The organism is Pirellulales bacterium, from assembly GCA_035656635.1.
Lineage (GTDB): Bacteria > Planctomycetota > Planctomycetia > Pirellulales > JADZDJ01 > DATJYL01.
This window is the reverse complement of sequence record DASRSD010000107.1, coordinates 1-25340: the sequence shown is the minus strand read 5'-3', so window position 1 is coordinate 25340 and position 25340 is coordinate 1. Positions and strand designations below refer to the sequence as shown.

Sequence of the window (25340 nt, the reverse complement as noted above, 5' to 3'; positions counted from 1 at the left end):
TTGCCTACTATATATTTAGAGTACTGGCGACATAGCCGACTGTCAATTAACGGACCGCATCCTGGATAGGCCTTTTAGCCGGAATTACCATTGGGCGATCCTCATCGGCTGGAAAAAAACGAATGCTCGATGGTGTAAAAAATCATTGCTTTGCTTCGCACTTTTTTATTACACTGAAACTGGTTAGGGGATGCTCGTTGGCCAGAATCGCACATTCATTCGTCGATTTCTGGGTCTTTTGGGAAATCGTTTGGCAGAAAATCAGCCAGGGGCGACTGCGTTAAACCTTATCGCCACAACGTATTTGCCGTTACTAATTTAACTGCCGCAAACGATGGATTGCTACGGGGAACATCATGCAGCGAAATGCCGATCGCGGGTTTACATTAGTCGAACTGTTGGTGGTGATTGCCATCATCGGCATTCTGATTGCGCTATTGCTGCCTGCCGTGCAGGCCGCGCGCGAAGCCGCCCGGCGATCGCAATGCTCTAATAATCTCAAGCAGTCTGCCTTGGCGATGACGAATTACGACAACGCAAAAAAGAAATTACCGCCGGGGACAAAATTTTGGTGGGGTGATGAACCGCCGGGTCAGCCTGCTGGGACTGATCCGGTGCAAGGGGCGGGGTCTTCTTGGTGGGATGACCACGGTTGGTATTCCTATCTCTGCCCGTTCATTGAAGAAAAAGCCCTCGCGCAAGCCATTCATACAGACAAGTCTTTTACTGATGCGTCGAATTACACGGCGCGAACCGTTAAGGTTCCATTATTCGAATGCCCCTCGGACGGAATGATTCTGGACGAAGGAGCGACGCCCGCGAATTTTATGTTATTTGCCCGCTGGCGAGGCAACTATGCAGTAAACTTCGGAAACACAAATTACGGTCAAACCAATCAAGCGATCATTCCAGCCACACCCTCACTGCCGCTGATTCCGGCGGCCACGTTTAAAGGGGCGCCATTCGGGCCTTCCATCCTCCGCGGTAAAAAGAATCAAGCTGGGCAGAATCTTCCCGGAAGTAGGCCGCTTGCAAAAATCTCTGACGGCACCAGCCACACGCTGCTGATGGCAGAAATACGCACAATCAAGCGCGAACCAAATTCCTCTAGCATTTGGGGAGGGCCGATTAGTGAAATTGAAACTGCGCTCGGCGGACAAACATTTGAAGGCATACTGTTGCCAAACGATCCCAGGGGAGACACCGACAACCGTATGCCCTGCACCGGAGGAACGGGGGCTGGAACCTATGCGATACTCACTGTCCAAGAGTTGGATGGCGTTCCGCCCTGCAATTGCTTAGGAGGCGATCCGGCAAATCGAGTCAATGTTGACGGCCAATTTTTTGCGGCGCGCAGTAAACACCAGGGCGGGGTCAATGTTAGTTTTTGTGACGGTTCCACGCATTTCGCCACCGATACCATCGACCCCAATATTTGGCGCGCATTATCCAGTGCCGAAGGTGGCGAATCGAATGCTGTGCTCCCCTAACGGCTAGTTGGTTGAATTCTGCCGACTTCAAATCGAAGGGGGTGCTCCGCCGCCTGCAAGCCCGTTGGACAGGGTGTGCTTCGCCGCTTAGTGCTACATTTGTCGCAACGTGTTGTGATCTTGAAAGTATTTCAGCCGCTTGGCGTGTTCGCCGCGATAATCTTCGGGCGCCAATTTCAGCGCCTTTTGTTGATACTCGACGGCATGATCGTAATCTCCGGATTCGGCATATGCGGCCGCTAACGATGCCAGATAATCGTACCGATTAAAATTCGTTACGGTGCATGCTTCCGTGGCCAGTTGAATTGCTTTCTTGCCGTCGCGCTTGGAATCGTCGGAGCTGGTTGCCAATCGCCAGGCCTCTAGATTTTTGGCGCGGGCTTCCTGCAACTTACGACTGAGATCTTTGAACTTCTCGGCCTGGGCGTCATCGTCGTTATTTTGGTAGTAATTGTTGACCGACCAATAAATTTGGTCGTCATACGGATCTAATGCGTCCGCTTTTTTTAAATCACTTAACGTCTCGGGCGTGTAACCTCTTCCTTCTGCTCGAACGGTGTAAGCGTATGCCTTGGTATACGAAGGCACGCCTGGCGCGTCGATGATCTTATCGGCAATTTCGACCACCGCCGAAACGAAATGATGATACCCGTCCGCGATTTTGGCATTCACCAAATTGCTGGTAAACATGCCGAGATCGAGGTATGCGTCACTATTCTCCGGATCAAGCTCGACTGCTTTTCTAGCATCGTTGAAGGCAAGTTGATCGTAGTACAATCCTTGCGGATCCTTGAACTTATACGTTTCGGCACAATAGTCTGCGTACACGCCGCCGCGCGTTTGGTACACTCGCGCGTAATTCGGCATTAAATGCGCCGCTTGATTGCACTTTTCTCCGGCTTGCAAGTAACGAGAATACGTTAAATCGATTCGTGCATCGTCCAGCAAGCGATTGACCTTGTTCAGCAACTCGACCGTCGGATCGGGTTCGGAAAAACGCTCCACGTCGACCAATTTTGCTTCGGGCGGGATGTTCACCTGATCAAGCAAATGGTTCGACTTCAACAGTTCCCATAAGCAATCGACACGTACGCCATATGCCAGCGCCGTCGACATTCCGTTTTGAGTTTCCGTACGGCCGGAATTGTTCAGCGCCACGACATGCCCATTGGTTAGAAAAATGGGCGAACCACTGAAGCCGAACCAATTGGCCATGGAATGCTGAATAAATTGCTGTCGCTCCAGCGGTGCATTTACGTCGTTCAGAAAATCGGTAATGCGACTGACAACTCCTTCCCGAAATGTCGCCTCCGCCTTTTGACCGACGCCTGGCCAACTGATTGTGTCGTGACCCGGAAAACCCAGCATGCCGACCGGCTGTGCAAAAAGCTCGTACAACTCGTCGCGGGTTGCCATGGCCAGTTCGTCAGGCAATTCGCCGCCGGACGCCAATTGCAAAACAGCGACATCGGGCGAGCGTGGATCGACTTCCCCTTTGTTTGGATCTACCGAGCGCAGCGTAACGCCGCGCATGCTGCGGCGCACGCCCGGATGGTAATACGCCTTCACTACCTTGAACACATGGGAAGTGCCGTTTTCGATGGCCATCATGTCGCCGTTGCCTTTGCTCATGATGTCGGCCACATGGGCGTTGGTGGCCAGCAAACGGTGCTCCTTGGAAATTAAAAACGCCGTGCCGAAACCCTCGTCAGGCTTGCCCACAATAAAGATGGACGTGTTCGCCCCATGAACCACTTGCGTCAAATCAGCAATCGCTCCGGCTGCCGGTTTGCTCCATAAGGGAAGCGACTTCGAGTTCGAAGTGAGATTCAAGGTCTTGGCCAAATCATCGGTTTGGGCCTCGGCCAACTTGCTCAAACAAACCAGGCATAGCAGAACAGCGAATGCCGGACGGAAACTAGCTGCACGCAACAGCATGAACGCACCTCAGATATAGCGTTGTTCGGGATGAGCCTTTGATAACGCGCAGTGGGCGGTGACGAGAAAAATTATCCTAATCCACTACTCGGCCAGACGAAAGCTTGCGGTAGTCCAAGATTGATAAAAATCGTGGTTACTTGTGACTGCCAAAGATATGGGTGGCTTTAGATGCTCCACAAGCAACTTTTTGGATGTCCGGACAATGGTCAGGTTATGGAGCGGGTACGGACACCAAATAAACGCCGAGTTAGCCAATGGCACCCCTAAGCCACATTAATGCAAACCCGGCTCACCCCGTTCACCTACTTTAACGGTTATTTGCAGTTTTCGGACGAGACACTTTGCGGTGCTGGAAAATCCGGAGTGCTTAGTTTTTGTGCAATCACTCCATTGCACGTTTTTGGGCAGGCATGCCTGGGCTTTCGGCAGCACTGCTAGAATTGCCGTAAGTGCTAGCAATGCAATGACATCGGCAATTGGCTTTGACAGCAGTGAATCATTCCGTTAAATCCCCGCCAGTGTGGACGTGGAGAACGGAGTCTTTCAAACCCGCAAGTGTCCGAGGAGGACGACATGGATAACAAACCGCAGGAAGTGATTCGCATTGCCCAAACTTTATTTCACCAGAATCCCGACTGGGTGACCTTCTTCCGCGAAGTGCTTGGCCTGGGGGGCATCGTCCGCCAGATGTACCCAACGGCTGAAGCCCTGACCGAGTTCGAGAAGACCGACCAGTATGCGGAAATCCAGCAGATGCTAGCCAAGCTCCGCGTTGAAGGACCGCCGGTTCCCGAAGACAAAGAGCCTACCCGCGTGATTACCGTTCGGCTGCCGAAAAGCCTGCACGAGTTCCTGCAGGTGGAAGCCCACGAGAAGTGCACCAGCATGAACCAACTTTGCATTTCGAAGCTGGTCCAATGGCTTGATAGCGATTTGGCCGCCTCCAAGACCGGGACAGCACCCGGTGGAACCAGTGGCAATTCAAAACCTCATGTTGTGCGCCAGCCTGTCCAAGAGCCGGCCACGGCGGGGCTGTGAACAGACGCAGTTGATGATCTGGCAGTCGTTCCGACCAAACCACTGCCAACATGAAACCATCGGGCTTGGATATCCAGCCAGTTGTTCAGAGAGTCGCCTGAGCCACGGGTGGGCTTGCCCACCCGTAGCCCGGCGATGAATAACCGACTTAAAAGCAGTTCGGAGCGGACCTGTAAGCCGGGTTTTGTCCTTGGCGCGTAGGGCATGGAAGCCCACCGCGCCAGTGGCAGTCATTTCTCTACGATTACGATTGCTCGCAATCTGCGACACGTGTGCCTTTCGGCTCCCGTACCTTTAGCAGCCTACCCGGAAGTTATGCCGAACCGGACCGGTCCGCTCCCCCTCACCCCGTCCCTCTTCCACAAGAGGAGAGGGAGAAATGAGAAAGACTACTTCCTGTTTGGCCTTACTCCTGGTGGGGTTTGCCAAGCCAAGCCGGTCACCCGACCTGCTGGTGCGCTCTTACCGCACCGTTTCACCCTTACCCGACAGGATTGCTCCCGCCTGGCGGTTTGCTTTCTGTGGCACTATCCCGAGTCTTGCGACTGGTGGGCGTTACCCACCACCATGTCCTGTGGAGCCCGGACTTTCCTCCCGCCTATGCATGTAGGCAGTAGGCAGCATGCGGTCGGCATTTCACTTCCGCGCCTACCGCCGACAGCCTACCGCCTACAGCTATTAGGCCGGCGACTACCCGGTCCGCTACCGAACTGTTCCATTGTACGATACCGACAACCATCCGCGTTGCCAAGTTCGCCAAATTCAAGGCGATTAAGAACCATTGGGCGGAGGGAATGGCATCATGGCAGCTAGGTCGATCAGCCAGACGCCGTCAATTCGCTTGAATTTCATCGGTTCCGATTGTGATGCGGGGCCGGTGCTGGACTTCATCGTCCCACTGGCGGTTTCTCCTTCGGTTTTGACATCCGCCAGCGTGGCAGTACCGAACTTATCGAACCCCAGGGAGGGATTCTTATCTTGCGTTGAAATCCAATTGATGATGTCCGCCAAACAAGCAGGTTTGTCTTTCACCTCGATCGTCGCTTGCTTGAACAATGACCGGGGATCCTGAGTGGGCTTGAGCTGGCTGGAATCGATGGATTTGACTCCATGTTGATCCAGAATTTTTTTGATTTCTGCGGCCGACTTGGGTCCATTTTGTGGATCGGCGGCGGCAGCCATCGGAACAAACATTGCAAAACTACCGATCATAACATCCTGCGACTCAGGAGTGGTTTGCGCAAAGGCCGATTTGTAATCCTTGTTTTTCATTGCGGACATGAAATTTTCAAATGCGGCCTCCGGTGTTGCGCTGCTGCCGTTAGCCCCGCCGCTGCAGCCTGCCAGCGACAAAGCTGCCGCTGCCACGCATGAATAATAGATCGCCCGAAACATGATTCGCATGGAAACATTCCTTTCGAAGGGTGGTCACGGACAGGCACCGGAAGATGAACCGGCGGCTGGGGCAGTTCATTTCACCGCTGGTGGTTCGGCGGGCAATAAGTAAGTGACATCGATCAGCCACTTGCCATCGGCTTTTTTGAACTTCACTTGATCAGCTTTCTCGGTTCCCCCCGTCTTTGATTGGACGGTTCCGGCGGCATTTTCGCCGTCGATTTTAACATTTATCAATTCGCCATCACCGATCAATCCAAAGGCGGCCTGATCAGCTTGTTCCTTATCGTGCGCATTGTTATCGATCCAGGTAATAATTTCGGCCAAGCATGCAGGCTTGTCTTTCACCTCGGCGATTAGCTGTTTGAACATAGCGTTTTGATCAGTATTGGGGCCAACGGTGGAAAGATCCAAATTCTTTAGCCCGTACTTTTCGCGAATTTTGCGGATGTCAGGTTCTTTCGACTGATCGATGGCGGCAATCATATTAAGTGTCATAGCCATGGCCCCCAGCATGATGTCTTGCGATTCAGGAGTCATTTGCGAGTAAGCCGATTTGTAGTCCTTGCTCGCCATTGCGGTTTTGTACCGTTTGAAGGCTGCCTCAGGGGTATCGCTGTTTTGGGAGTTGGAAGCATTATCAGCCGACTGGCTGCTGGAGGTCGGTGCGGGCGTGTTTGACGCCGTGCTATCGGCTGCTGAAGGTATATTCTTCGTAGTTGCATCATCCTGCTGCGAACCGCTATTGGACGGGGTCTTCGCGTCATTCACCGGCGGGGACTTATCGCTGCAGCCAGCCGACAACAGCACCGCGACAGCCATCAGTGAACCACGAATGGTCGGAGTTGCTAATTTCATGCTCAACCTTCAATCAATTCGAAATGTTGTCAGACCTAAGTGAATTTATCGGCCGCGGGAATAACACTGTCGCCGCTGGCAAGCATCTCGTCAAGTAGAGCATTTGGCCTTGTAAACAGAATGAATCCAGCTACCGGCTTACCGCGCAGTGAAGCTTTCCCTGCCAAGAGTGGCGACGGGCGAGTTCGGCATCGAGCGCCGTGCGCAGAAGCGATTTATCCAAGCACCATGCGGGACCGATGAAATAGTCGGGTGGCGCGTCGCCGCTAATGCGTTCCACAATCATTTCCGGAGGCAGCACTTCTAGAACATCAACGAGAATTTGAATGTATTCATTGCGTTCCAATAATCGAACCTCTCCCCGCCCTACTTGTTCAGCCAGCGGCGTATTTTTCACCGCATACAGATTGTGCAACTTAATGGAATCCAACCGTAGCCGTGCCACTTCGCGGGCTGTGGCCAACATGTCATCGTGCGATTCGCCCGGCAGGCCGAGAATGAGGTGGGCGCAGATTTCGAACCCGCGGCCACGGCTGCGTTCGATGGCATCCAAAAACGCGTCATAATGATGCCCGCGGTTCATCCAGTCCAATGACCGGTTATGAATGGTTTGCAAGCCATATTCGACTGACAAATACGTGCGGGTGGCAATCTCCTGGAGCAATTCTAAAACAGCGTCGGGGACACAATCTGGCCGAGTGCCAATGGCCATGCCGACGACAAGCGGATGCTCCAGGGCCGCTTCATACAGGGGCCGCAACTCTTCCACCGGGGCATAGGTATTCGTTGCCGGCTGAAAATAAGCGATGAAGCGATCGACATCGTACCGCCACCGCAGGCGCCGAATTCCCTCGCTGATTTGCCCCTGGACATCGCGAGGCGACATCCGCGGCGACCGGCGACTCGGGCTGAAACTGCGATTATCGCAAAATGTGCAGCCTCCCCGGGCCACGGTGCCATCGACATTAGGGCAGGTAAAACCCGCATCGATGCTAACTTTTTGCACCCGCCCGCCAAATTTCTGTTTAAGAAAGTAACTGTAGGCGTTGTACCTCAGGCCGCTTTGCCGCCATGCCGGTTGTATCGTTGAGGAGGAAGCGTCGCAAGCCTCTGCAGGCACGCTCTTTGCAGTCGATGTCAGCACCGAATTGGATAATTTTTTGGGGTCGACTAGCGTCATTTCAGTTGACCGCTGCGGGTAGGCGTGAATAAATTCAAAGGAAGCCCAACCCAGCGTCGTTCGACAGTTTTAGGCAAGGCGTCCCAGATCACCATGGTGTATCCTACCGAGTACCAGAAACAGGGATCAAGCACAGGGGCCGATCCCGGTTTATTCAAGAGGTTTTCATGCTTGGAGAATTGATTCCCGTCGGCGGCGGCGATGACATAACATTAGCTAAGGCCGAACTAATGATTGGCCGGCGGGAAAGCTGCGACATTGTGCTGCGGTTTCCCAATGTTTCGGCCCATCATTGCCAGCTAAATTTGATCGATGGTTATTGGTACGTGAAAGATTTGGGTAGCCGCAATGGCATCAAGGTCAATGGCACTCGCTATCAAGAAAAGCGACTGGACCCCGGCGACAAAGTTTCCATCGCCAAGCACGAGTACGAAATCAAATACTCACCAGTTGAATTGGGGGCCAAAGGCCCTCCGCCGGCGGAAGATTTCAACCTCCCACAGCAAATTTTCGGCAAATCGTTGTTGGAACGGGCCGGACTGGCTAAAACCCCCATTCGTTCGCACGAAGACGAGCATAAGCGATTCGACGTGATGAACAATGCGGCGGGCCAAATCAAAGACAAGAACAAGCCGGTGTGAGAAAGCAGTTAGCCGCTAGCAATCAGCGACTAACCAGCAAACGCTATAATATCTTGCCGGCTAATTGCTGATTGCCAACCGCTAATCGCTTTGCATGTCTAAACGTAAAATCCGCGCTGATTTTCGGAAAAATCGCACACCTCGCCAGCGCTCCACGGATTTAACTCGCCGCTTCGAGCGCGAAGATTACGACGACCAGCTCGACGAGCCACACGAGGAACGAATCAGCGGCAAGGGAGAGCTTTCCCGAAAGCGTACGGTCGTCGGTTCAAAAGCCGAGGAAGAAACCGCTGGCTTTACCGTGCATCCGGAAATCGATTTGGCAACTTGTCGGCCGGGCCGTGTTCTTAGTGTGCATGGCCTGCTGAGCATGGTGGAGGCGGAAGACGGCACCTATTTCCGTTGTACCACCCGCCGGCTGCTGAGAACTCTATCGACCGACCAGCGGCACGTGATCGCTGCCGGCGACCGGGTACTATTTTGTCCTGCAGATTTGTCGAAATCGGGCGCCGCCGCACCCGAAGGCACAATGCCTGACGGAAACATCGAACGAATTGAGCCCCGCCGGACTTTGCTTAGTCGGACCGTGCGCGGCAAACAGCACGTGATCGCCACGAACGTGGATCAAATGCTCATCGTTACCAGTGCTGCCGAACCACGGATGAAGCCGGGGTTGATCGATCGCTTTCTAATCTGTGCGGAAAAAGGAAAATTCCGGCCGGTGGTGTGCATTAACAAAATCGACCTGGTTGAGCTGGCTTCTCTGCAACCGTTGATTGGTGTCTACAGTCGAATGGGATATCAGGTGCTAATGGTTTCGGCCACACAAAGCTTGGGCATCGAACAACTCCGGGAAGAACTGGACGGAAAGTTCAGCGTTGTGGTTGGTCAAAGCGGGGTAGGGAAAACATCCCTACTCAATGCGATTGAGCCCGGCTTGGACTTGCGTGTGGCAGCCGTGAGTGCCGAAACGCAAAAAGGCAAGCACACCACCACTGCCGCGCAACTGCTGCGGCTGGCAGGCAGTACCGGCTATGTGGTCGATACTCCTGGGATACGTCAATTTCAGTTGTGGGATGTCATTCCCGCAGAAGTGGCGGGTTATTTCCGCGATCTGCGGCCCTTTATTAACCACTGCAAATTTCCCAATTGCACGCATCGCCACGAGGCCGATTGTGCAGTGAAAAATGCCGTTGCCGACGGATGGCTCGATGTCCGGCGATATGAAAGTTATTGCTTGCTGTTTGAGGGAGATGAAAGCACTTAGATTGCCCCCAGGGGTATAAAATCATTGCCGAGATCGCTTCTTTTATTCAAAATTCTTGACCAAAATTCGTTGTCGGCTCGATATAATGCGGCTTGTCAGCCCAACGAACCGATTAAAATAAATAGGAGGTAGGCGATCTGGCAACAGCACCCGCCTGCCGAACCCTGGACGGAAAATGTTGTCCTAAAACTATTCCTGCGAGGCTCGATGCAAAGATCGAAATCCACCTCATCTCGTGCAAGTAGGCGATTGCCTCGCGGTTTGATTCCGATCTTACCCTGGAGGCAAATCAAAGCGTGATTGAACTAACTCGCACGGACAGCGTTGCCAGCGAGGCAGCGTTTCTCGTCGGCGTCTTAATGAATGGGCGCTCAACCGAGGAACACCCGTTGGAAGAACTGGAAGGGCTCGCCATGACGGCTGGAGCCCGCGTGATTGGCACACTCACGCAGCGGCGGGAGGCCCCGAATGTAACCACTTACTTGGGCCGGGGAAAGGTTGACGAACTTCAGCGGCTGGCTGCCGCAGCCGATGCCGATGTGGTTATTTTCGATAACGATTTAGCTCCTAGTCAAACGCGCAATCTGGAGCAAATTATCGGGCTGAAAGTGCTGGATCGGACGGAACTAATTCTGGATATTTTCGCCGGCCGCGCTCAAACGTATGAAGCCCGCTTGGCCGTGGAGTTGGCGCAATTGCAATATTCGTTGCCACGATTGAAGCGATTGTGGACGCATTTGGAGCGAATCAAAGGCGGCATCGGCATGCGCGGTCCTGGCGAAAAGCAATTGGAAGTGGACCGCCGGCTGGTGGAAAAACGTGTTCACGATCTGAGCGCCGAACTGCAGACCATCCATCGCCGCAAAGAACGGCAGGTGGCGGCACGGGTTGATCGCATGACGGTTTCGCTGGTCGGTTACACGAATGCCGGCAAAAGCACGCTGATGAACGCATTGACCGAAGCCAACGTGCTGGCCGTCAACAAGCTGTTTGCAACGCTCGACACGCGCACCAAGCGCTGGCAATTACCCGGCTGGGGCCCAGTGTTGTTGAGCGACACCGTGGGGTTCATTCGCGATTTGCCCCACCATTTGATCGCCAGCTTCAAAGCCACGCTGGAAGAAGCGCGGCAGGCCGATTTGTTATTACACGTGGCTGACGCCAGTAGCCCCATGGCTCGCGTACAAATCACCGCCGTGTATGGCGTACTAGAAGAGTTGGGCATTCATGCGAAAGACACGATTTTGGTGCTGAATAAAATCGATGCGGCCACCGATCGTGGTCAAGTGGAAATGTTGTTAAGCCGGTATCCCAATGCGGTACCAATTAGCGCAAGACGGAGGATTGGATTGGACCGCTTGGCCGAGATCGTTAGCCAATCGCTCAGCCGGGAATTCGTCGATATCGATGTGGAAACCGGCGTGGAGAACGGAAAGCTCCTCGCGTATTTAGCCGCTTACGGCGAAGTGTTATCGCAACGATACAACGACTCGCGGGTTGTCGTTCACTGCCGCATTTCGCAACGTCACTTGGGTCGGCTGCATGACGACACGGCGGTAATTCGGCCGCACAAGAATGGAAATGGAAAGGCCGTCGTGAATGCGATTGTCGGCGGAAATGGCGATTTAAATCACACCTCCGGCCACAGCCCTCCCCATTCGGCTCGCGGCTAAACGCCTTTCGATTTGCTCCGCCATGCACCGTTCCATCTCTGGCGCTCGAGCACTTGTTACCGGAGCATCAGGTGGTTTGGGGCGGGCGATTGCTTTGGAATTGGCACGGCATGGCGCCAACGTGATGCTGTTGGCTCGTCGCGAAGAAAAGCTGCGCGAAGTGTCGCAAGAAATTTCACAACTGAGCAACGGCGTTGGTAGAGCGGAATTTGTGGTGGGCGATGTTACTGATCCGGCGGTGCGAACTACAGCCTTGGCGGCGATGCAGGAAAAATTTGGCGGGTTGGACATTCTGGTGAACAACGCCGGCGTCGGCACCTTGGCGCGGTTTGCCACAGGCGATCCACAATTCACTCGGCAAGTGTTTGAAACCAATTTCTTTGCAGCCGTCGAGCTTACTCGCGAGGCGTTGCCGCTGCTGAAATCGGGACGGCAACCGATTGTCGTCAACATTGGTTCCATCCTCGGCCATCGGGCTACGCCGCAAAATAGCGATTATTGTGCCAGCAAATTTGCTTTGCGCGGCTGGAGCGAGGCATTGCGGATTGAGTTAGCCCCGCTCGGAATCGATGTTCTTCTGGTAAGTCCGGGTTCAACCGCCACGGAATTCTGGAATAACCTCGTCGGCAAACAAGGCGAAGTGCCTTGGTCGTTGAAGGGAGCATTAACGGCCGATGTTACGGCCCGGGCTATTGTGCGCGGCATGGCGCACGGCAAGCGGGAAATTATCCCCGGTTTTAGGGCACGCTGGTTCGTGCGGGGCGCTTATTGGGTCCCCCAACTGTTCGACCGCATTCTCAAGCGGTTTGCCTAAAATTCTAGGGGGCCTAGGGGCCTCAGCCCGGCCACCGGGCATCCCATTGCCAAGATCGAGGATCACTACGTTTTTGCGCAAATAGTAGCCAATCGTGCCCATACAAGTTATGCTACAAGCTCACAGGCTGCGGCGTTTATTTATCGCTTGCGTGGGGGAACGCGAGTCACAGCGTATTAATATTTTGGAAGGAGCACTCGGCTATGTCGGAACTTACTCGACGTCAGTTCTTTCACGATTCGTTGATTGCCGCAGCGGCTGCTGGCGCGGCCGGACCCATCGGCAAATTGCTGGCGGCCGAAAATACATCTACTTCCATCACCGAAAAAGGCCCGAACGAAAAACTGCGGTTTGTCATTTGCGGCGTGAACGGCCAAGGCGATTCGCATATTAAGAACTTGCTAGACGAAGCCAATAAAGGCCAGGCCGATATCGTCGCCATTTGCGACGTCGACGAAAGTGTTGGAAACAAGCGTTGTGATGAAATTGCCAAGAAGACTGGCGGCACACGGCCCAAATACTACAAAGATTGCCGCGAAGCTTTCGACAATAAAGATATTGACTGTGTTTCCGCCGCAGTCCCCAACCACTGGCATGCACTACTGGCCATTTGGGCAATGCAGGCTGGCAAAGATGTCTACACGGAAAAGCCCGCCGCCTACAACATTTCGGAAGGCCAGCGGATGATTGAAACGGCCCGCAAGCACAACCGCATTTGCCAAATCGGCACGCAAAGCCGATCGATGACCGGCACGATTGACGCCATCAACTTCATCAAAGCGGGCAAAATTGGAGACGTAAATTTGGCCCGCGGCATTTGCTATAAATCGCGCATGTCCATAGGCCCCGCCGGCGAGCACGACGTGCCCAAGAATATCGATTACAACTTGTGGACGGGCCCTGCACCCTATCGTGAAAAATCGCGCTATTACACCGCCGAAAAGGGACCTGTGCACTACAACTGGCATTGGTTCTGGGATTATGGCAATGGCGACATGGGCAACCAGGGCATTCACGAAATGGATGTCGCCCGGTGGGGGTTGGGAGTAAATCAAATCGCCAATGGGGTCATTGCTTATGGTGGCCGCTTTGGGTATATCGACGCCGGCGAAACACCCAACACGATTAACGTTTTGTTGGATTTCGGGCCAAAGACGTTGGAATTCGAGACGCGCGGCCTGACAAACGTAAAGTTCAAGCCGCTGAAGGGAGTTGACATCGGCATTATTTTCGAAGGCACCGATGGGTACGTGGCCATGACCAGCTACACCAACGGCAAAGCCTTCGACAAAGACGGCAAGGAAATTAAGGCCTTCAGCGGCGGAAGCTATCCGCAGCACCATGTCAACTTCATCAAGGCCGTGCATAGCCGCAACAAGGATGACCTGCACTGCGATGTGGAAGAGGGCGTGCTTAGCGCCTGCCTAGTCCACATGGGCAATACCAGTTATCGGCTGGGGGAAAAGGTTGCGAAGGATGAAGTCATCAACCGGCTCAAGGCGGTCAAATCGAACGATAACGTTCAGGACACGCTGGATCGGGTGGTCGAACACTTGAAAGAAAACGGCGTGACGATCGACGACAAAACCATGTTCCAATGCGGTAATTTCCTGAAAATGAATCCGCAAACTATGGAATTCGTCGGCAACGACAAGGCCAACCAAATGCGGACCCGCGATTACCGCGCTCCCTTTGTAGTACCGGCGGCCGGGCAAGTGTGAAATTGGCTGGTTTAGTCAGTCGCGTGTACATCTAGTGCAAACACTCAAGCCCACAGATTACAATCCGTGGGCTTTTTTATTTGATGCCGCGCAGATGATAATGTAATTCATGTTGCCGGAACTAGATATTCTGTTTGAGGACGATCATTGCCTGGTGGTCAACAAGTTACCAGGACTGTCGACGCAAGCGCCGCGCGGCATTGATTCGCTCGAACTGCAGGTGCGGACTCTTCTCCAGGCACGCGTTAATGCCGATATGGTGTACTGGCAATGCGACCCAAGCGGTCAAGCGCCGACCGTTTATTTGGGAGTGCCACATCGGCTAGATCGGCCAGTGTCGGGCGTGATTGTGATGGCGAAAACCAAAAAAGGGGCGCGGAAAATTTCCAAGCAGTTCGAACAGCGATCGGTCAAAAAGCTTTATTGGGCGGCCGTGGAGGGAATTGTGGAACCAGCCGCGGGAACGTGGATCGATTGGCTCCGAAAAATTCCGGGCGAGGCGCGCGTGGAAGTCGTAGAGGAAAACCACCCGGAGGGACAACGGGCGGTATTGCACTACCGCACGCTGGGTAACACGCCACATGGTTCGTGGCTGGAAATTGAACTGAAAACTGGTCGCATGCATCAACTGCGGGTGCAAACAGCCAGCCGTGGACATCCGGTGCTAGGAGATGCTCAATACGGTAGCCGCCTTGCATTTGGCCTGCAATATGAAGATCTACGCCTACAGGCCATTGCGTTGCACGCTCGGCAGTTGTCGTTTGCCCAAGCGGTCACGCAGGAGCAGCTAACGTTCGTTGCGCCGGTGGGCAATGCCTGGCACGGGCTGGGAATCATAGCTGAAGTCGCAGGTTTTGTTAAGCCGGAAGCGGAGATTCGATGATGTCATCAACTAGCGTCACGCCGAAACACGCCGAGCCCCAAAAGATCGAAGGCATGTTTGTGCCGAATATGGTTCCACTGGACGATGCGGGCGAAATCAACGAAGCGGAGCTGCGGCGGTACGTTGATTGGCTGGTTGAACACGGCGCGCATGGGCTGTACCCGAACGGATCGACCGGCGAATTCACACGGTTCACGCCGGGAGAGCGACGGCGAATTGTCCAAATCGTGTGCGAACAAGCTCGAGGCAAAGCGATAGTGCTGGCCGGCGCGGCGGAAGCTAATGTGCGGGAAACGATACACGCTTGCGAAACTTATTTGCAATACGGCGCGCGGGCCGTGGCCATCGTCGCGCCATATTACTACAAGTTGAGTGCGGAATCGGTATATGCTTATTTCCGCGAGATTGCTCGGCAGACGCCGATCGACATCACGTTGTACAACATTCCGATGTTCGCCAGCCCAATTGACGTGCTTACATTGCAACGGCTGGCGGAGTTCCCGCGCATTGTAGGGATCAAAGATTCTTCGGGCGACATGGCTGGAATGCTACGCATGATGGCAGCAGTGCAACCAGCACGGCCAGATTTTGTGTTTTTGTCGGGCTGGGAAGCGGCGCTAGCGCCGATGTTGATGATGGGTTGCCAAGGAGGAACAAATGCCACCAGCGGCGTAGCGCCGGAAGTGACTCGCAAGATTTACGATTTAGTGAAGTCCGGTCAAATTGATGCAGCCCGGTCACTGCAATTACGTTTAGTGGAGTTATTTGATGCTCTCGTGAATGCGGCCGATTTTCCTGGCGGATTTCGCATTGGCGTGCAATTGCGGGGATTTAAGCTAGGCCAGGGCCGACAGCCTCTCAGCGAAACGCAGCAGTGTGAAAGACCGGAGATCGAACGAAAGATTGCGCAGCTACTCAGTGGGCTGGGATTGATCGGTAAGAGCAATCAGAGCTATTGAAAATAAGCTACAAGAAAATCCGATGGAGGCACCGCTTAGCCTCCGTAACCCCCGTGGGCCGGGTCGTACGTTCGTTGACCGGCGTCTGAAGGCGGAGTTTTATTCGTCGGTTTAGGCAGGTGCAAATCGAAATGTTGCATTGTGGGGAGTGTGTTGCTGGGAATGTAGCTGCCCGAACTGTACGGTGAGCTGCTATTGCTGCCGCTGCCGGTCGTTAATGGCCCCATCGGCATGCCAGAAGGAGCAGGCAATCCCGCCGATGAGCTCGGCGATCCAAGCGGACCATAAAGCACATGGTTCTCCATGCCAGGGCCAATTGAATTTGTGGGGCTGCCGATGTTGTGCTGAAGGGGCGATGGCCCGACAGTGTCATCGTAGGGCTGACTGCCGGAGGAAGTGGCTGCATAAGAGGTTCGCACGCCGGGGGTGCTAAGCGTTCGCCCACGTTCCGATAAGGTTTGGTAATCGTACTTTACAAGTCCTGGATTTCGTGTGGGCGGTGCGCTATGTTGTTTTGCAGTCGACGTCCCAGCGGGGCCCTGCGGTACGCCAGTGCCAAGCGATGGACCGCCGGGAGGGTATCCGGCGACATTCCGATCGTTCCCCAAAGTACCCTGGTCTGAATTTTTACTGTCTGGCGTGCCGGATTCGCTTTCCGGCGCAGATTCACTCTCCGGGGCGCCCGAGAGCAGAGGACTACGAAAGAAATCCTTGGCGTTTGCGGGATGAAATAATTCGGGCAAATGGTAAAGCTGCGGACCGCTGGATTTCCCGCTGGCAGAATCTTTTGAAGTTCCGCTCGAATTATGATCCCCACTGTGGCTATCAGCAGCCACATCAAAATCATCTGTCTTTTTCGGATTGGTCGGGTCGTCGACGGGCGCAATTGCATTTTGGACGCGATCGCGATCCTTTTTCAGCACGTCGCGCACATCAACCAGCGAAGGCTTGGCGCCTTCAAAATCGGTGTGTGGGTACGGGGAAGTGGTATCCGAAGTTTTATTCTTTTTACTGGAATCGTCCTTGTTGTTCGATCCGCCACCCGATCCCGTCCCCGATCCGCTGGCGCCGCGGCCCGAGGGATTTGCTCCGGCGCCGTTCGTCGGATTGTTGACGGGCCCGCCGGCCCCAGGATACAGCTGCATTCGTTGCGAAGTTTGAGTTCCCAATTGGTACTGATTCGAGCCAGCGCCTGAGCTTTGGCTTCCAGCGCCGGAATTCACATTCCCCGATTGCATCCCGTTGCTCGGTTGGATCAAACTGGGCCGGTTGAATCGTTGCGTTGTTGACGAGCTAGTGCTACCTGAACCATATAGATTGTTGTTTCCAAAAGTAGAGCCGGATTTCTCTTGCTGATTTCCAAAAGCTTTTTCGCCGCCGTCGAGCTTCTGCCCACGCCCATCGTTTGTGTTTGAGAAATTGTTTCCAAAGTTGTTTGGCGAAAATTTTTCTGACCCCTGGGAGTACGAAGATGAATTACCACCACTGGACACGTTGCCGGCGGTTGTCATTTTCGAAGCAGCCGCAGTGGGCAGCTTAAACTTCGTTGTGGTCGTAGCGTTTCCGTTTTCGCTTCCAGCAGTTGTTTCTCTAGGATTTGCTCCTGCCACGTTGTTCTTGGAAAAACCCAAGTTGCCGCGGTTGTTGGGTTGCAAATCAGTATTGTTTGCATTGAAGGAGTTCGTTGCTGTCTTGCGTTCGAAATCGGACCGTTGCACGGCCGAGTGCTGCAGTTCATTTCCCTTTACCGCCAAAGCCTGACGATCAGCCATTGTCACCGTGTGGAATTTGAAATCTGATTTCGCCGGATCTTTAGCAACTTCCCGCAGCGGCGAGACCAGCGCCGCATTGCCGGCATTCGGATTATTCTTCAACCACTGCTGTTGGGCGGCAAAAGTGCCCGGCGGCCGAAGCGCGGCATCTCGGCGAAGCAGTTCGTAATGTTGCTGCGTATGAACTAACCAATTGCGGTCGGCAAGTGAATTATGCCAGTTGTAGTAAGAGAACAGCGGATCGAAATGCGGTCGGCCGCCAATGGCAACGGCAAACCATGGTGAGAAACCAAGGCTGACGTAAGAGGCGCCAAAATAATTTCCAAAATAATACGCGCCGAATCTCGGCCGAACGAATAACCAATCGTTGAATAACCCCACGTTAAACACTACGGCGGGAGTGTGTACAAACGCCGGTTGGGCGAAGACCGGCTGCGCGAAATAAACCGGCGCGAACAAACAGCCTCGGTGCGTTAGATCGTAATCCCAATAACCGTCGACAAACACATACCCTCCAGGTGTCCAACAATAATGGGCCGGCTCCCAAATCCAATTCGGCCGGGCGACCGTCCAATATCCGGGTTGCCACGCATAATCAGTGTTCTGATATACCCAGGTGCCGGGAATCCAAAATTGGTCTGCACCGGGTTGTGGGCTGGACGGACCGTTTTCCTGAGTTGCCGGTGGCGCCGGCAGGTAGGAAACCTCCTGTTGAGCGGCAGCCGTCCATAAACCGGGCGTCCATTGGTAGCCCCCTTCCACTTCGCTCCAATAGCCTGGCACCCACGTTTGATAGGGCGGGGCATTCCGCCACACGCCGCTTACCCAAATAAAATCTTGCTTATCGTCATCCCAGGTCCAATAACCGGGAATCCAGACGATGTTTTCGCCATCTGGCTGCTGCGCGGGAGGAATTTCCCGAATGGGATCGGGCGGCCGCCTTTTCACAACTGGACCAGGCAGCGGGTTTAATTCCATCGGCTTGGCAAATGCTTCATGCACCGGTCCTTGGGCAAGCACTTCCGTCCCGGCGGGCACGTCGGCATTGGTATTGGTTTCTGTAGGCACAGGCAGCGGCGGGGCCAAGGATGGAGCGACGATATCGCCAGGGACGGGGTTGCTGTCCTGGGCTACGGTTGATGCAGCTTCTAACTGCCCGTGCGACGAAGTGGACCAAGCGACAGTCCACGAAAAGGCGAAGGCGACAACTGAGAGCAGTGTCGTACAAAATGCCTGGTGGAACCGCGGCCTCATGACAAGACTCCTTGGCGAGAAATGTTGTCTTTCCGATGACAAACGGTTGCGTATCTGATGAAGAGAAGATGGATTTTGGAAATCTTCCCCTCCCAGTGCATCTACTATGCCGAAATGCTCGCACTATTTCCCGTCCCATCAATTATACGAATTCCATTGATTTGGGCACGCTCAATGCGTCGGAAATGTTTCGTTTTTGCAACATTTTTGTCGTGCAGCCGGGCGAATAAGCGTCATCGAAAAGCCCTAAATCTCGGCTGCTGCTTTTAGGCTGCAAATTGTTTAAATTCAACCAAATTATTGCCGCAACGAATTAAAGGAATTTCCAGGGGAGACGCCATGCTGACCATTGCCTTGCTGATTTGCTCCAACACCTTCATGACGATCGCCTGGTATGGCCATTTGAAATTCAGGAGTACTCCATTGTTTGTGGCAATTCTCCTGAGCTGGTCGATCGCGTTCTTCGAATACTGCTTTCAAGTACCGGCTAATCGCTATGGACACGCAGATGGAAACGAGCAAACTCTCACAGACAGCGACGGTTGGCTGCAGAGCGCCTGGAACGCTAAATTTTCCGCGCCGCAGCTCAAAATCATACAGGAAGTTATTACAATCGCCGCATTTGTGATTTTTAACGCGCTGGTGCTGAAAGATGTTGTACGCGCGACCGATTGGGCGGCATATGCGCTGATTATTTTGGCCGTGGTGGTGATGATGTACCCGCGCTGGGCACATGTCCACGAAAGACAAGCTGCAGTAAAAGACCCAAGCCCTATCACCCAGACGAATCAAGGCGCCAATAGTAATCGCCCAGATGATTCCAAATAGCCAATGACCTCGTTCAAGAATCGGCTGGCGGCGGCGCCGTCGACAAGGCGGTGATCGTACGACAAGCTCAGGGGCATTGTTAGCCTGGGCTCGATTTTGTCGTCGGCGGTTACAACCGGCACTTTTCGAGAACGACCTGCCAGCAGAATTGCGACTTCGGGATAATTGATAATCGGCGTCGAATACTGCCCCCCGACAGCACCCAAATTGCTAATCGTAAAGGTTCCTCCCCGCAAATCGTCCAATGTTTGCTGGCCTTGACGCACCTTTTCAGCCAGCAATTGAATGCCTTGCGCAATTTGCGGTATGGAAAGAGCATCCACACTGCGTAGCACGGGCACAATCAACCCGCGATCGGTATCGACTGCCACGCCCAAATTGACGTATTGCTTATAAATGATTTCTCCGGTCTCCATATCGAGCGAAGCATTTAGCACGGGATGTTGTTTCAACGCCAGCGATACTGCCTTCAGCACAAACGCCAGCGAGGTGAGTTTGATTCCTGAGCTAGAGTAAGCCACCGCGCTTTCTTTCCGAAGCCGCTCCAATTCCGAGATGTCCGCATCATCAAAATTCGTTAAGTGTGGAATGGTCGTCGCAGAGCGCGCCATATTGGCGGCAATCGTCTTACGGATTTTAGTCATCGTCTCACGACGAATGGCGCCGTAATTGTCGCGTTCCATCGGACCGGATGGGGATGCCGTCGCCATAGCTGATGTGGCAACTACCTCGTTGGCATGCCGCACCGCGGTGATTACATCTTCCCGAGTGATGCGGCCATCGGCGCCGGTCCCCTGCACACGGTCTAAATCCACACCCAGTTCGCGAGCCAAGCGACGCACGGCAGGTCCCGCCGGTGCAGTCGTTGAACTTGGGCTGGCGTGGCCATCGGCTTCATCAGCAGCGGCCGACGTGGGGGCAATTTCTACCTGTTTGGTCGATGGAGCAGGCACTGCCGATGGTGAATAACCATTGCCATCTGGTGAGGAGGTACGGCTGGGCTTGTGCGATGTTGCCTGTTTTGCAGGACTGCCCGCTGGAGTCGCCTCATGTTGTTTTTGGGAAGTCGACCTAGCCGATGGCGTGGGGGCTTTGGAGGACGTAGCGTGAGCTTTTGAAGGCGCTGAAGACGCCTTTGCGGATGCGGCCGGGTCCTTGGTACGCGCAGAAGCTTCAGTCGACGCTTCCAAGGAAAGAATTACTTGCCCCGGTTTCACCGTTTGTCCTTTGGAAACATGAATTTTCGTCACCTTGCCAGCCGTATCGGTCGGGACCGACACAACAGCTTTGTCGGTCTCAATTTCGACAACATCCTGCTGGGCTTTGACAATGTCTCCCTCGTTAACCAACACGGAAACGATGTCGCCGGATTCGATGTTTTCGCCCAAATCGGGTAGTTTGAAGTCGGACATTTGTGACTGAAATGGCCAAAATAATTAGAATCAGGAATCAAAACGCACAAAAATCGAATCTCGGTAAGGCTCCCAGGCCCGTAGGCAAGCACACGCCGCTTCTCACGCAAATAACGGATCAACTTTCTCCGGGTTAATGCCCCACTCTTCAATGGCAGCGGCGATTTTTGCTCGATCGAACTGCTCCATTTCCGCAAGCCGATATAGCGCGGCAACCGCAATGCATTGAGAGTCGACTTCAAAATGTCTCCGCAAGTTCGCCCGAGTCTCACTACGGCCAAAACCATCCGTGCCGAGCGCGAACAATCCACTGGGAACCCATGGATCGATTTGTTCTGCGACCGCTCGCACGTTGTCGGAAGCGGCAACAAATGGACCTTTTAAGCCATCGAACAAATGCTCGATGTAGCTGACCTTCGGCCGCTGATTGGGATGCAGCATGTTCCAACGGCGGCAGGCATGGGCCTGCTTCCGTAGTTCTTTGTAGCTGGTTACGCTCCATACCGTACTACTCACGTCAAACTTTTCAGCTAATAGTTTTTGTGCATGGAGCACACTGCGTAAAATAGCCCCGCTACCGAGCAATTGCACGTGTAATTTCTTGTCGCCGGCTTCTACGGTTTTGAATTTATACATGCCGCGGATAATGCCCTCTTCAATCTCTCCCTTTTTTGCTCCTTGCGGCATCGCCGGCATTTCGTAGCCTTCGTTATGAATCGTGAGATAATAGATCGTGTCTTCACCTTCCTGATACATCCGCCTCATGCCATCCAGAATGATAACGGTGCTTTCATACACGAATGCAGGATCGTAGGCCTTCACCGTCGGATAAGCGATGGCAAATAAGTGGCTGTGGCCATCCTGATGCTGCAAGCCCTCCCCGTTAAGTGTTGTGCGACCGGCAGTGCCACCGAACATGAATCCCCGCGCGCGCATGTCACCGGCCGCCCAAATTAAATCGCCGATGCGCTGGAAGCCGAACATCGAATAGTAAATGAACATCGGAATCATAGGCACGCCGTGAGCGGAATATGCGGTGCCCGCGGCGATGAATGACGACATCGACCCCGCTTCGGTAATGCCTTCTTCGAGAATTTGGCCGTCTACGGCTTCACGATAGTAAAGCACCTGGTCCATATCGACTGGCTCGTACAATTGGCCGGCATGAGCGTAAATGCCGCACTGTCGGAAAAGCGGATCCATGCCAAACGTGCGTGATTCATCGGGCACAATGGGTACGATGTACTTGCCAATGTCTTTGTCTTTTAGGAGTGCCGCCATCAGCGTCACGACGCCCAACGTCGTAGAAACTTCGCGTCCCACGCTTTTTTCAATAAACGGGCGGTATTCTTCCAAGGACGGGGTTTTTATCGTGGGTAACTTTGTCGGCCGGCTGGGAACATAGCCACTTAATTCTTGCCGGCGACCATGAAGATACTTCATTTCCGGCGTGTCGGGAGCCGGCTTATAGAATGGAGCTTTGGCAACCTCGTCGTCGGAAATTGGAATTCCGAACCGCGAACGGAACTCACGCAATTCTTGTTCGTTAACCTTTTTCACTTGGTGCGTAATATTCCGGCCTTCGCCGGCTTCACCCAGGCCGTAACCTTTGATGGTCTTGGCCAAAATGACGGTGGGTCTCCCGGTGGTTTCGACCGCCGCTTTGAATGCAGCATACACTTTCTCCGGGTCGTGGCCTCCACGGCGAAGCTTGGCTAGCTTTTCATCCGACATGTTTTCGACAAGCTTGGCCAATTCCGGATATTTCCCGAAAAATTGCTCGCGAATGTAACTGCCTGGTGAGACCACGTATTTTTGATATTCGCCGTCGACCACTTCGCCCATGCGTTTGATCAGCAAGCCACTATCATCTTTTTCCAGCAGCGCGTCCCAATCATCGCCCCAAACGACTTTAATAACGTTCCAGCCAGCACCCCGGAAAACTGCTTCCAATTCTTGAATGATTTTGCCGTTGCCGCGCACCGGGCCATCGAGCCGCTGCAAGTTGCAATTCACGACAAAAATGAGGTTGTCCAGATTTTCACGCGAGGCCAACGTTAGCGCGCCAAGCGTTTCGGGTTCGTCACTTTCGCCATCACCGACAAAGCACCACACCTTCTGCAAGCGTGTGTCTTTGATGCCACGATCTTCCAGATACTTGTTGAACCGAGCCTGATAAATTGCCATGATAGGACCCAATCCCATCGAAACCGTCGGATACTCCCAAAAGCTGGGCATGAGCCACGGATGCGGGTAGCTCGAGAGTCCTCCTTCCGGCTGCAATTCTTGGCGGAAGTTAGTGAGTTGATCTTCGGTCAAGCGTCCTTCCAGGTACGCCCGCGCATAAATTCCGGGAGCAGCGTGCCCTTGAATGTAAACCTGGTCGCCCGAGAAATCGTCGCCGCGGCCTTTGAAGAAATGATTGAATGCTACTTCGTAAAGCGTGGCTGCCGAAGCATAGGTCGAAATGTGTCCGCCGATGCCATCATGTTCGCGATTGGCCCGTACCACCATCGCCATGGCATTCCAGCGAATAATGCTTTTAATTCGGCGCTCAATCTCGCGGTTACCAGGATATGGCGGCTGGCGATCGACAGGAATGGTGTTTACATAGGGTGTGGTCGCGCTAAATGGCAGTGCCACTCCTCCCTGATGCGCCACCTCGTTAAGTTTAGCCAACAGAAAACTAACTCGCTCGGGACCTTTGCTTTCCAGCACATAGCGCAGCGATTCCAGCCACTCTTGAGTTTCTGCTACGTCGGAATCGACCTCCGCGCTAACCGATGGTGGTTCTCCCTGCAACTCCGCGGGAGCTTCGGCTAGCGATTCTTCGGCAATCGATCCCTCGGTTTCATCTACTGACGACGACGCTTCTTGGGCCGAATCGTCCAGCCACTTCTCCTCGGCTTGTAAGCCGGTTTCGCCACTAGAAGCGCCGTTACTTGGTCTACTTTTGTCAGAAGCGCCATTTTCAAAGCCGTTGTCCCCAACAATGCTTCCTGCCGAATTCGATCCGATTTTTTCTTGGGCCATAAGCCAATAGTTCCTAGTTGAGACCCACTTGCTTCACCTATACTTATCTCCCACATTATCTAGCACTTAGGGAAATTCGTAAAGGGGGAAGTTCACGCGCATTACAAGGCGCCTCCCGACTTCGATTCTTAATTATACTATGCTCGGTCGAATGCAATTAGTCACGGCCTTAACCATCGCAGGTTTCGATTGGACCGCCAAACGCCGCTGTACCTTCCGAACCATCGGGTAGGCCAGACGAATAGTCTCCCCCAGGTTGGCGTAAGAGAAATTTCGATCTGCTTCAGAAACCACAAATGCTTCCAAGCGTCGCCGAGAAGCCGGAGAAGAACCATGTTGTTCAGCGTTCGAGTGCATGCGGGCGGTAGATTTCCGTGGCGATGCCAAGAAAAGCCTCGCTGGCAAAGGCGACGGTTTCGCTCAATGTGGGATGGGGATGAATGGACTCCGCAACGTCTCTAGCAGTACAGCCCATCTCGATGGCCAACACCCCTTCAGCCACTAATTCGCCGGCACCAGCGCCAACAATGCCAATGCCTAACAACCGCTCTGATTCGGAATCAATAAGAAACTTCGTCAGGCCTTCAGTGCGGCCTAATGAAACAGCGCGACCACTTGCCGCCCAAGGATAGCGCACTACTTCTACTTGCCGACCGTCGCGTTTCGCTTGTTCTTCTGTTAGCCCTGCCCAGGCGATTTCAGGATCGGTAAATACTACCGCCGGAATGGCGCGGGGTTCAAATACCACGGGTTCATCGTGCAATGCCTCGACAGCAACCTTGCCTTGATGTGCAGCTTTGTGCGCCAGCATTGGCTCACCTGCCACGTCGCCAATAGCCAAAATATGTGGATCGTCGGTGCGCTGCGACTCGTCGGTCAGAGCAAAACCACGTTTGTCAAGTTTAACTTTGGTATTCTCCAGGCCAATGCCGTCACTGTTGGGTCGCCGCCCGACAGATACCAGCACACGGCTGAATGATTCGACCCGTTCTTTGCTGCCATCAGCATTTTGCAGTTGGACTTCTATGTAATCTTTCTTGTCTACCAGAGCAACAACTTTTGTACTCAGCAAAATTGAGGCAAACAATTTTTCCAGGCGACTATGCAACGGTCGCACCAAATCTCGATCGGCTCCAGGCAGCAATCCATCGGTCAACTCGACGACCGTTACCTTCGAGCCC

At 53.7% G+C, this 25340-nt stretch carries 18 protein-coding genes and 1 other RNA gene; 10 read left to right on the top strand and 9 right to left on the bottom strand.

Annotated features, from left to right (window positions below):
* Positions 1-356 precede the first annotated feature (356 nt).
* Positions 357-1490, top strand: a complete 1134-nt coding sequence (locus tag VFE46_09955; GenBank protein ID HZZ28311.1) for a DUF1559 domain-containing protein — start codon at positions 357-359, stop codon at positions 1488-1490.
* Between the two features lie 93 nt (positions 1491-1583).
* Here VFE46_09955 and VFE46_09950 read toward each other — a convergent pair whose 3' ends face one another.
* The gene (locus VFE46_09950; GenBank protein ID HZZ28310.1) at positions 1584-3428 is read right to left on the bottom strand and encodes a tetratricopeptide repeat-containing serine protease family protein; all 1845 of its coding nucleotides are present in this window, start codon (positions 3426-3428) and stop codon (positions 1584-1586) included.
* Between the two features lie 576 nt (positions 3429-4004).
* On the opposite strand from VFE46_09950, the gene VFE46_09945 reads away from it, so the two are divergent.
* Positions 4005-4469: a toxin-antitoxin system HicB family antitoxin gene (locus tag VFE46_09945; GenBank protein ID HZZ28309.1), complete on the top strand. Its 465-nt coding sequence runs from the start codon at positions 4005-4007 to the stop codon at positions 4467-4469.
* Between the two features lie 157 nt (positions 4470-4626).
* Here VFE46_09945 and rnpB read toward each other — a convergent pair.
* The 4 genes from rnpB to VFE46_09925 all read right to left on the bottom strand — a co-directional run bounded on the left by rnpB (position 4627) and on the right by VFE46_09925 (position 7902).
* Positions 4627-5175, bottom strand: an RNA gene (gene rnpB, locus VFE46_09940) — RNase P RNA component class A.
* A 65-nt stretch (positions 5176-5240) separates the two neighbouring features.
* A complete protein-coding gene (locus VFE46_09935; GenBank protein ID HZZ28308.1) occupies positions 5241-5873 on the bottom strand; it encodes a hypothetical protein in 633 nt (210 codons plus the stop codon).
* A gap of 66 nt (positions 5874-5939) precedes the next feature.
* Positions 5940-6722: a hypothetical protein gene (locus tag VFE46_09930; protein ID HZZ28307.1), complete on the bottom strand. Its 783-nt coding sequence runs from the start codon at positions 6720-6722 to the stop codon at positions 5940-5942.
* Positions 6723-6852: 130 nt separating this feature from the next.
* Positions 6853-7902 (bottom strand): TIGR01212 family radical SAM protein, encoded by a 1050-nt coding sequence (locus VFE46_09925; protein HZZ28306.1) that lies wholly within the window; start codon positions 7900-7902, stop codon positions 6853-6855.
* A 167-nt stretch (positions 7903-8069) separates the two neighbouring features.
* Here VFE46_09925 and VFE46_09920 point away from each other — a divergent pair, with 167 nt between their 5' ends.
* The 7 genes from VFE46_09920 (at position 8070) to VFE46_09890 (ending at position 15860) form a co-directional block, all read left to right on the top strand.
* Entirely contained in the window at positions 8070-8543 is a 474-nt protein-coding gene (locus VFE46_09920) for an FHA domain-containing protein (GenBank protein ID HZZ28305.1), read from the top strand.
* A gap of 94 nt (positions 8544-8637) precedes the next feature.
* Positions 8638-9810 (top strand): ribosome small subunit-dependent GTPase A, encoded by a 1173-nt coding sequence (gene rsgA, locus VFE46_09915; GenBank protein HZZ28304.1) that lies wholly within the window; start codon positions 8638-8640, stop codon positions 9808-9810.
* A 296-nt stretch (positions 9811-10106) separates the two neighbouring features.
* A complete protein-coding gene (gene hflX, locus VFE46_09910) occupies positions 10107-11483 on the top strand; it encodes a GTPase HflX (GenBank protein HZZ28303.1) in 1377 nt (458 codons plus the stop codon).
* Between the two features lie 22 nt (positions 11484-11505).
* Entirely contained in the window at positions 11506-12297 is a 792-nt protein-coding gene (locus tag VFE46_09905) for an SDR family NAD(P)-dependent oxidoreductase (GenBank protein ID HZZ28302.1), read from the top strand.
* A gap of 203 nt (positions 12298-12500) precedes the next feature.
* Positions 12501-14018, top strand: a complete 1518-nt coding sequence (locus tag VFE46_09900) for a Gfo/Idh/MocA family oxidoreductase (protein ID HZZ28301.1) — start codon at positions 12501-12503, stop codon at positions 14016-14018.
* A 109-nt stretch (positions 14019-14127) separates the two neighbouring features.
* Positions 14128-14901 carry an RluA family pseudouridine synthase gene (locus VFE46_09895; GenBank protein HZZ28300.1) on the top strand — a complete coding sequence of 258 codons (774 nt, stop codon included), beginning with the start codon at positions 14128-14130 and terminating at the stop codon, positions 14899-14901.
* Positions 14898-15860 carry a dihydrodipicolinate synthase family protein gene (locus tag VFE46_09890; protein ID HZZ28299.1) on the top strand — a complete coding sequence of 321 codons (963 nt, stop codon included), beginning with the start codon at positions 14898-14900 and terminating at the stop codon, positions 15858-15860. Before VFE46_09895 ends, VFE46_09890 begins: the two co-directional genes overlap by 4 nt.
* A gap of 35 nt (positions 15861-15895) precedes the next feature.
* On the opposite strand, the gene VFE46_09885 is transcribed toward VFE46_09890, so the two are convergent.
* Positions 15896-18886, bottom strand: a complete 2991-nt coding sequence (locus tag VFE46_09885) for a hypothetical protein (GenBank protein ID HZZ28298.1) — start codon at positions 18884-18886, stop codon at positions 15896-15898.
* Between the two features lie 339 nt (positions 18887-19225).
* Between VFE46_09885 and VFE46_09880 the strand changes: the two genes are divergently transcribed.
* A complete protein-coding gene (locus VFE46_09880; GenBank protein HZZ28297.1) occupies positions 19226-19714 on the top strand; it encodes a DMT family protein in 489 nt (162 codons plus the stop codon).
* Here VFE46_09880 and VFE46_09875 read toward each other — a convergent pair.
* The 3 genes from VFE46_09875 to VFE46_09865 form a co-directional block, all read right to left on the bottom strand.
* The gene (locus VFE46_09875) at positions 19675-21126 is read right to left on the bottom strand and encodes a 2-oxo acid dehydrogenase subunit E2 (protein HZZ28296.1); all 1452 of its coding nucleotides are present in this window, start codon (positions 21124-21126) and stop codon (positions 19675-19677) included. The two genes, VFE46_09880 and VFE46_09875, sit on opposite strands and share 40 nt — an antisense overlap.
* Positions 21127-21228: 102 nt before the next feature.
* Positions 21229-24159: a pyruvate dehydrogenase (acetyl-transferring), homodimeric type gene (aceE, locus tag VFE46_09870; GenBank protein HZZ28295.1), complete on the bottom strand. Its 2931-nt coding sequence runs from the start codon at positions 24157-24159 to the stop codon at positions 21229-21231.
* A gap of 340 nt (positions 24160-24499) precedes the next feature.
* Positions 24500-25340: NAD(P)/FAD-dependent oxidoreductase (locus VFE46_09865; GenBank protein HZZ28294.1), on the bottom strand; the 841-nt coding region annotated here is incomplete at its 5' end.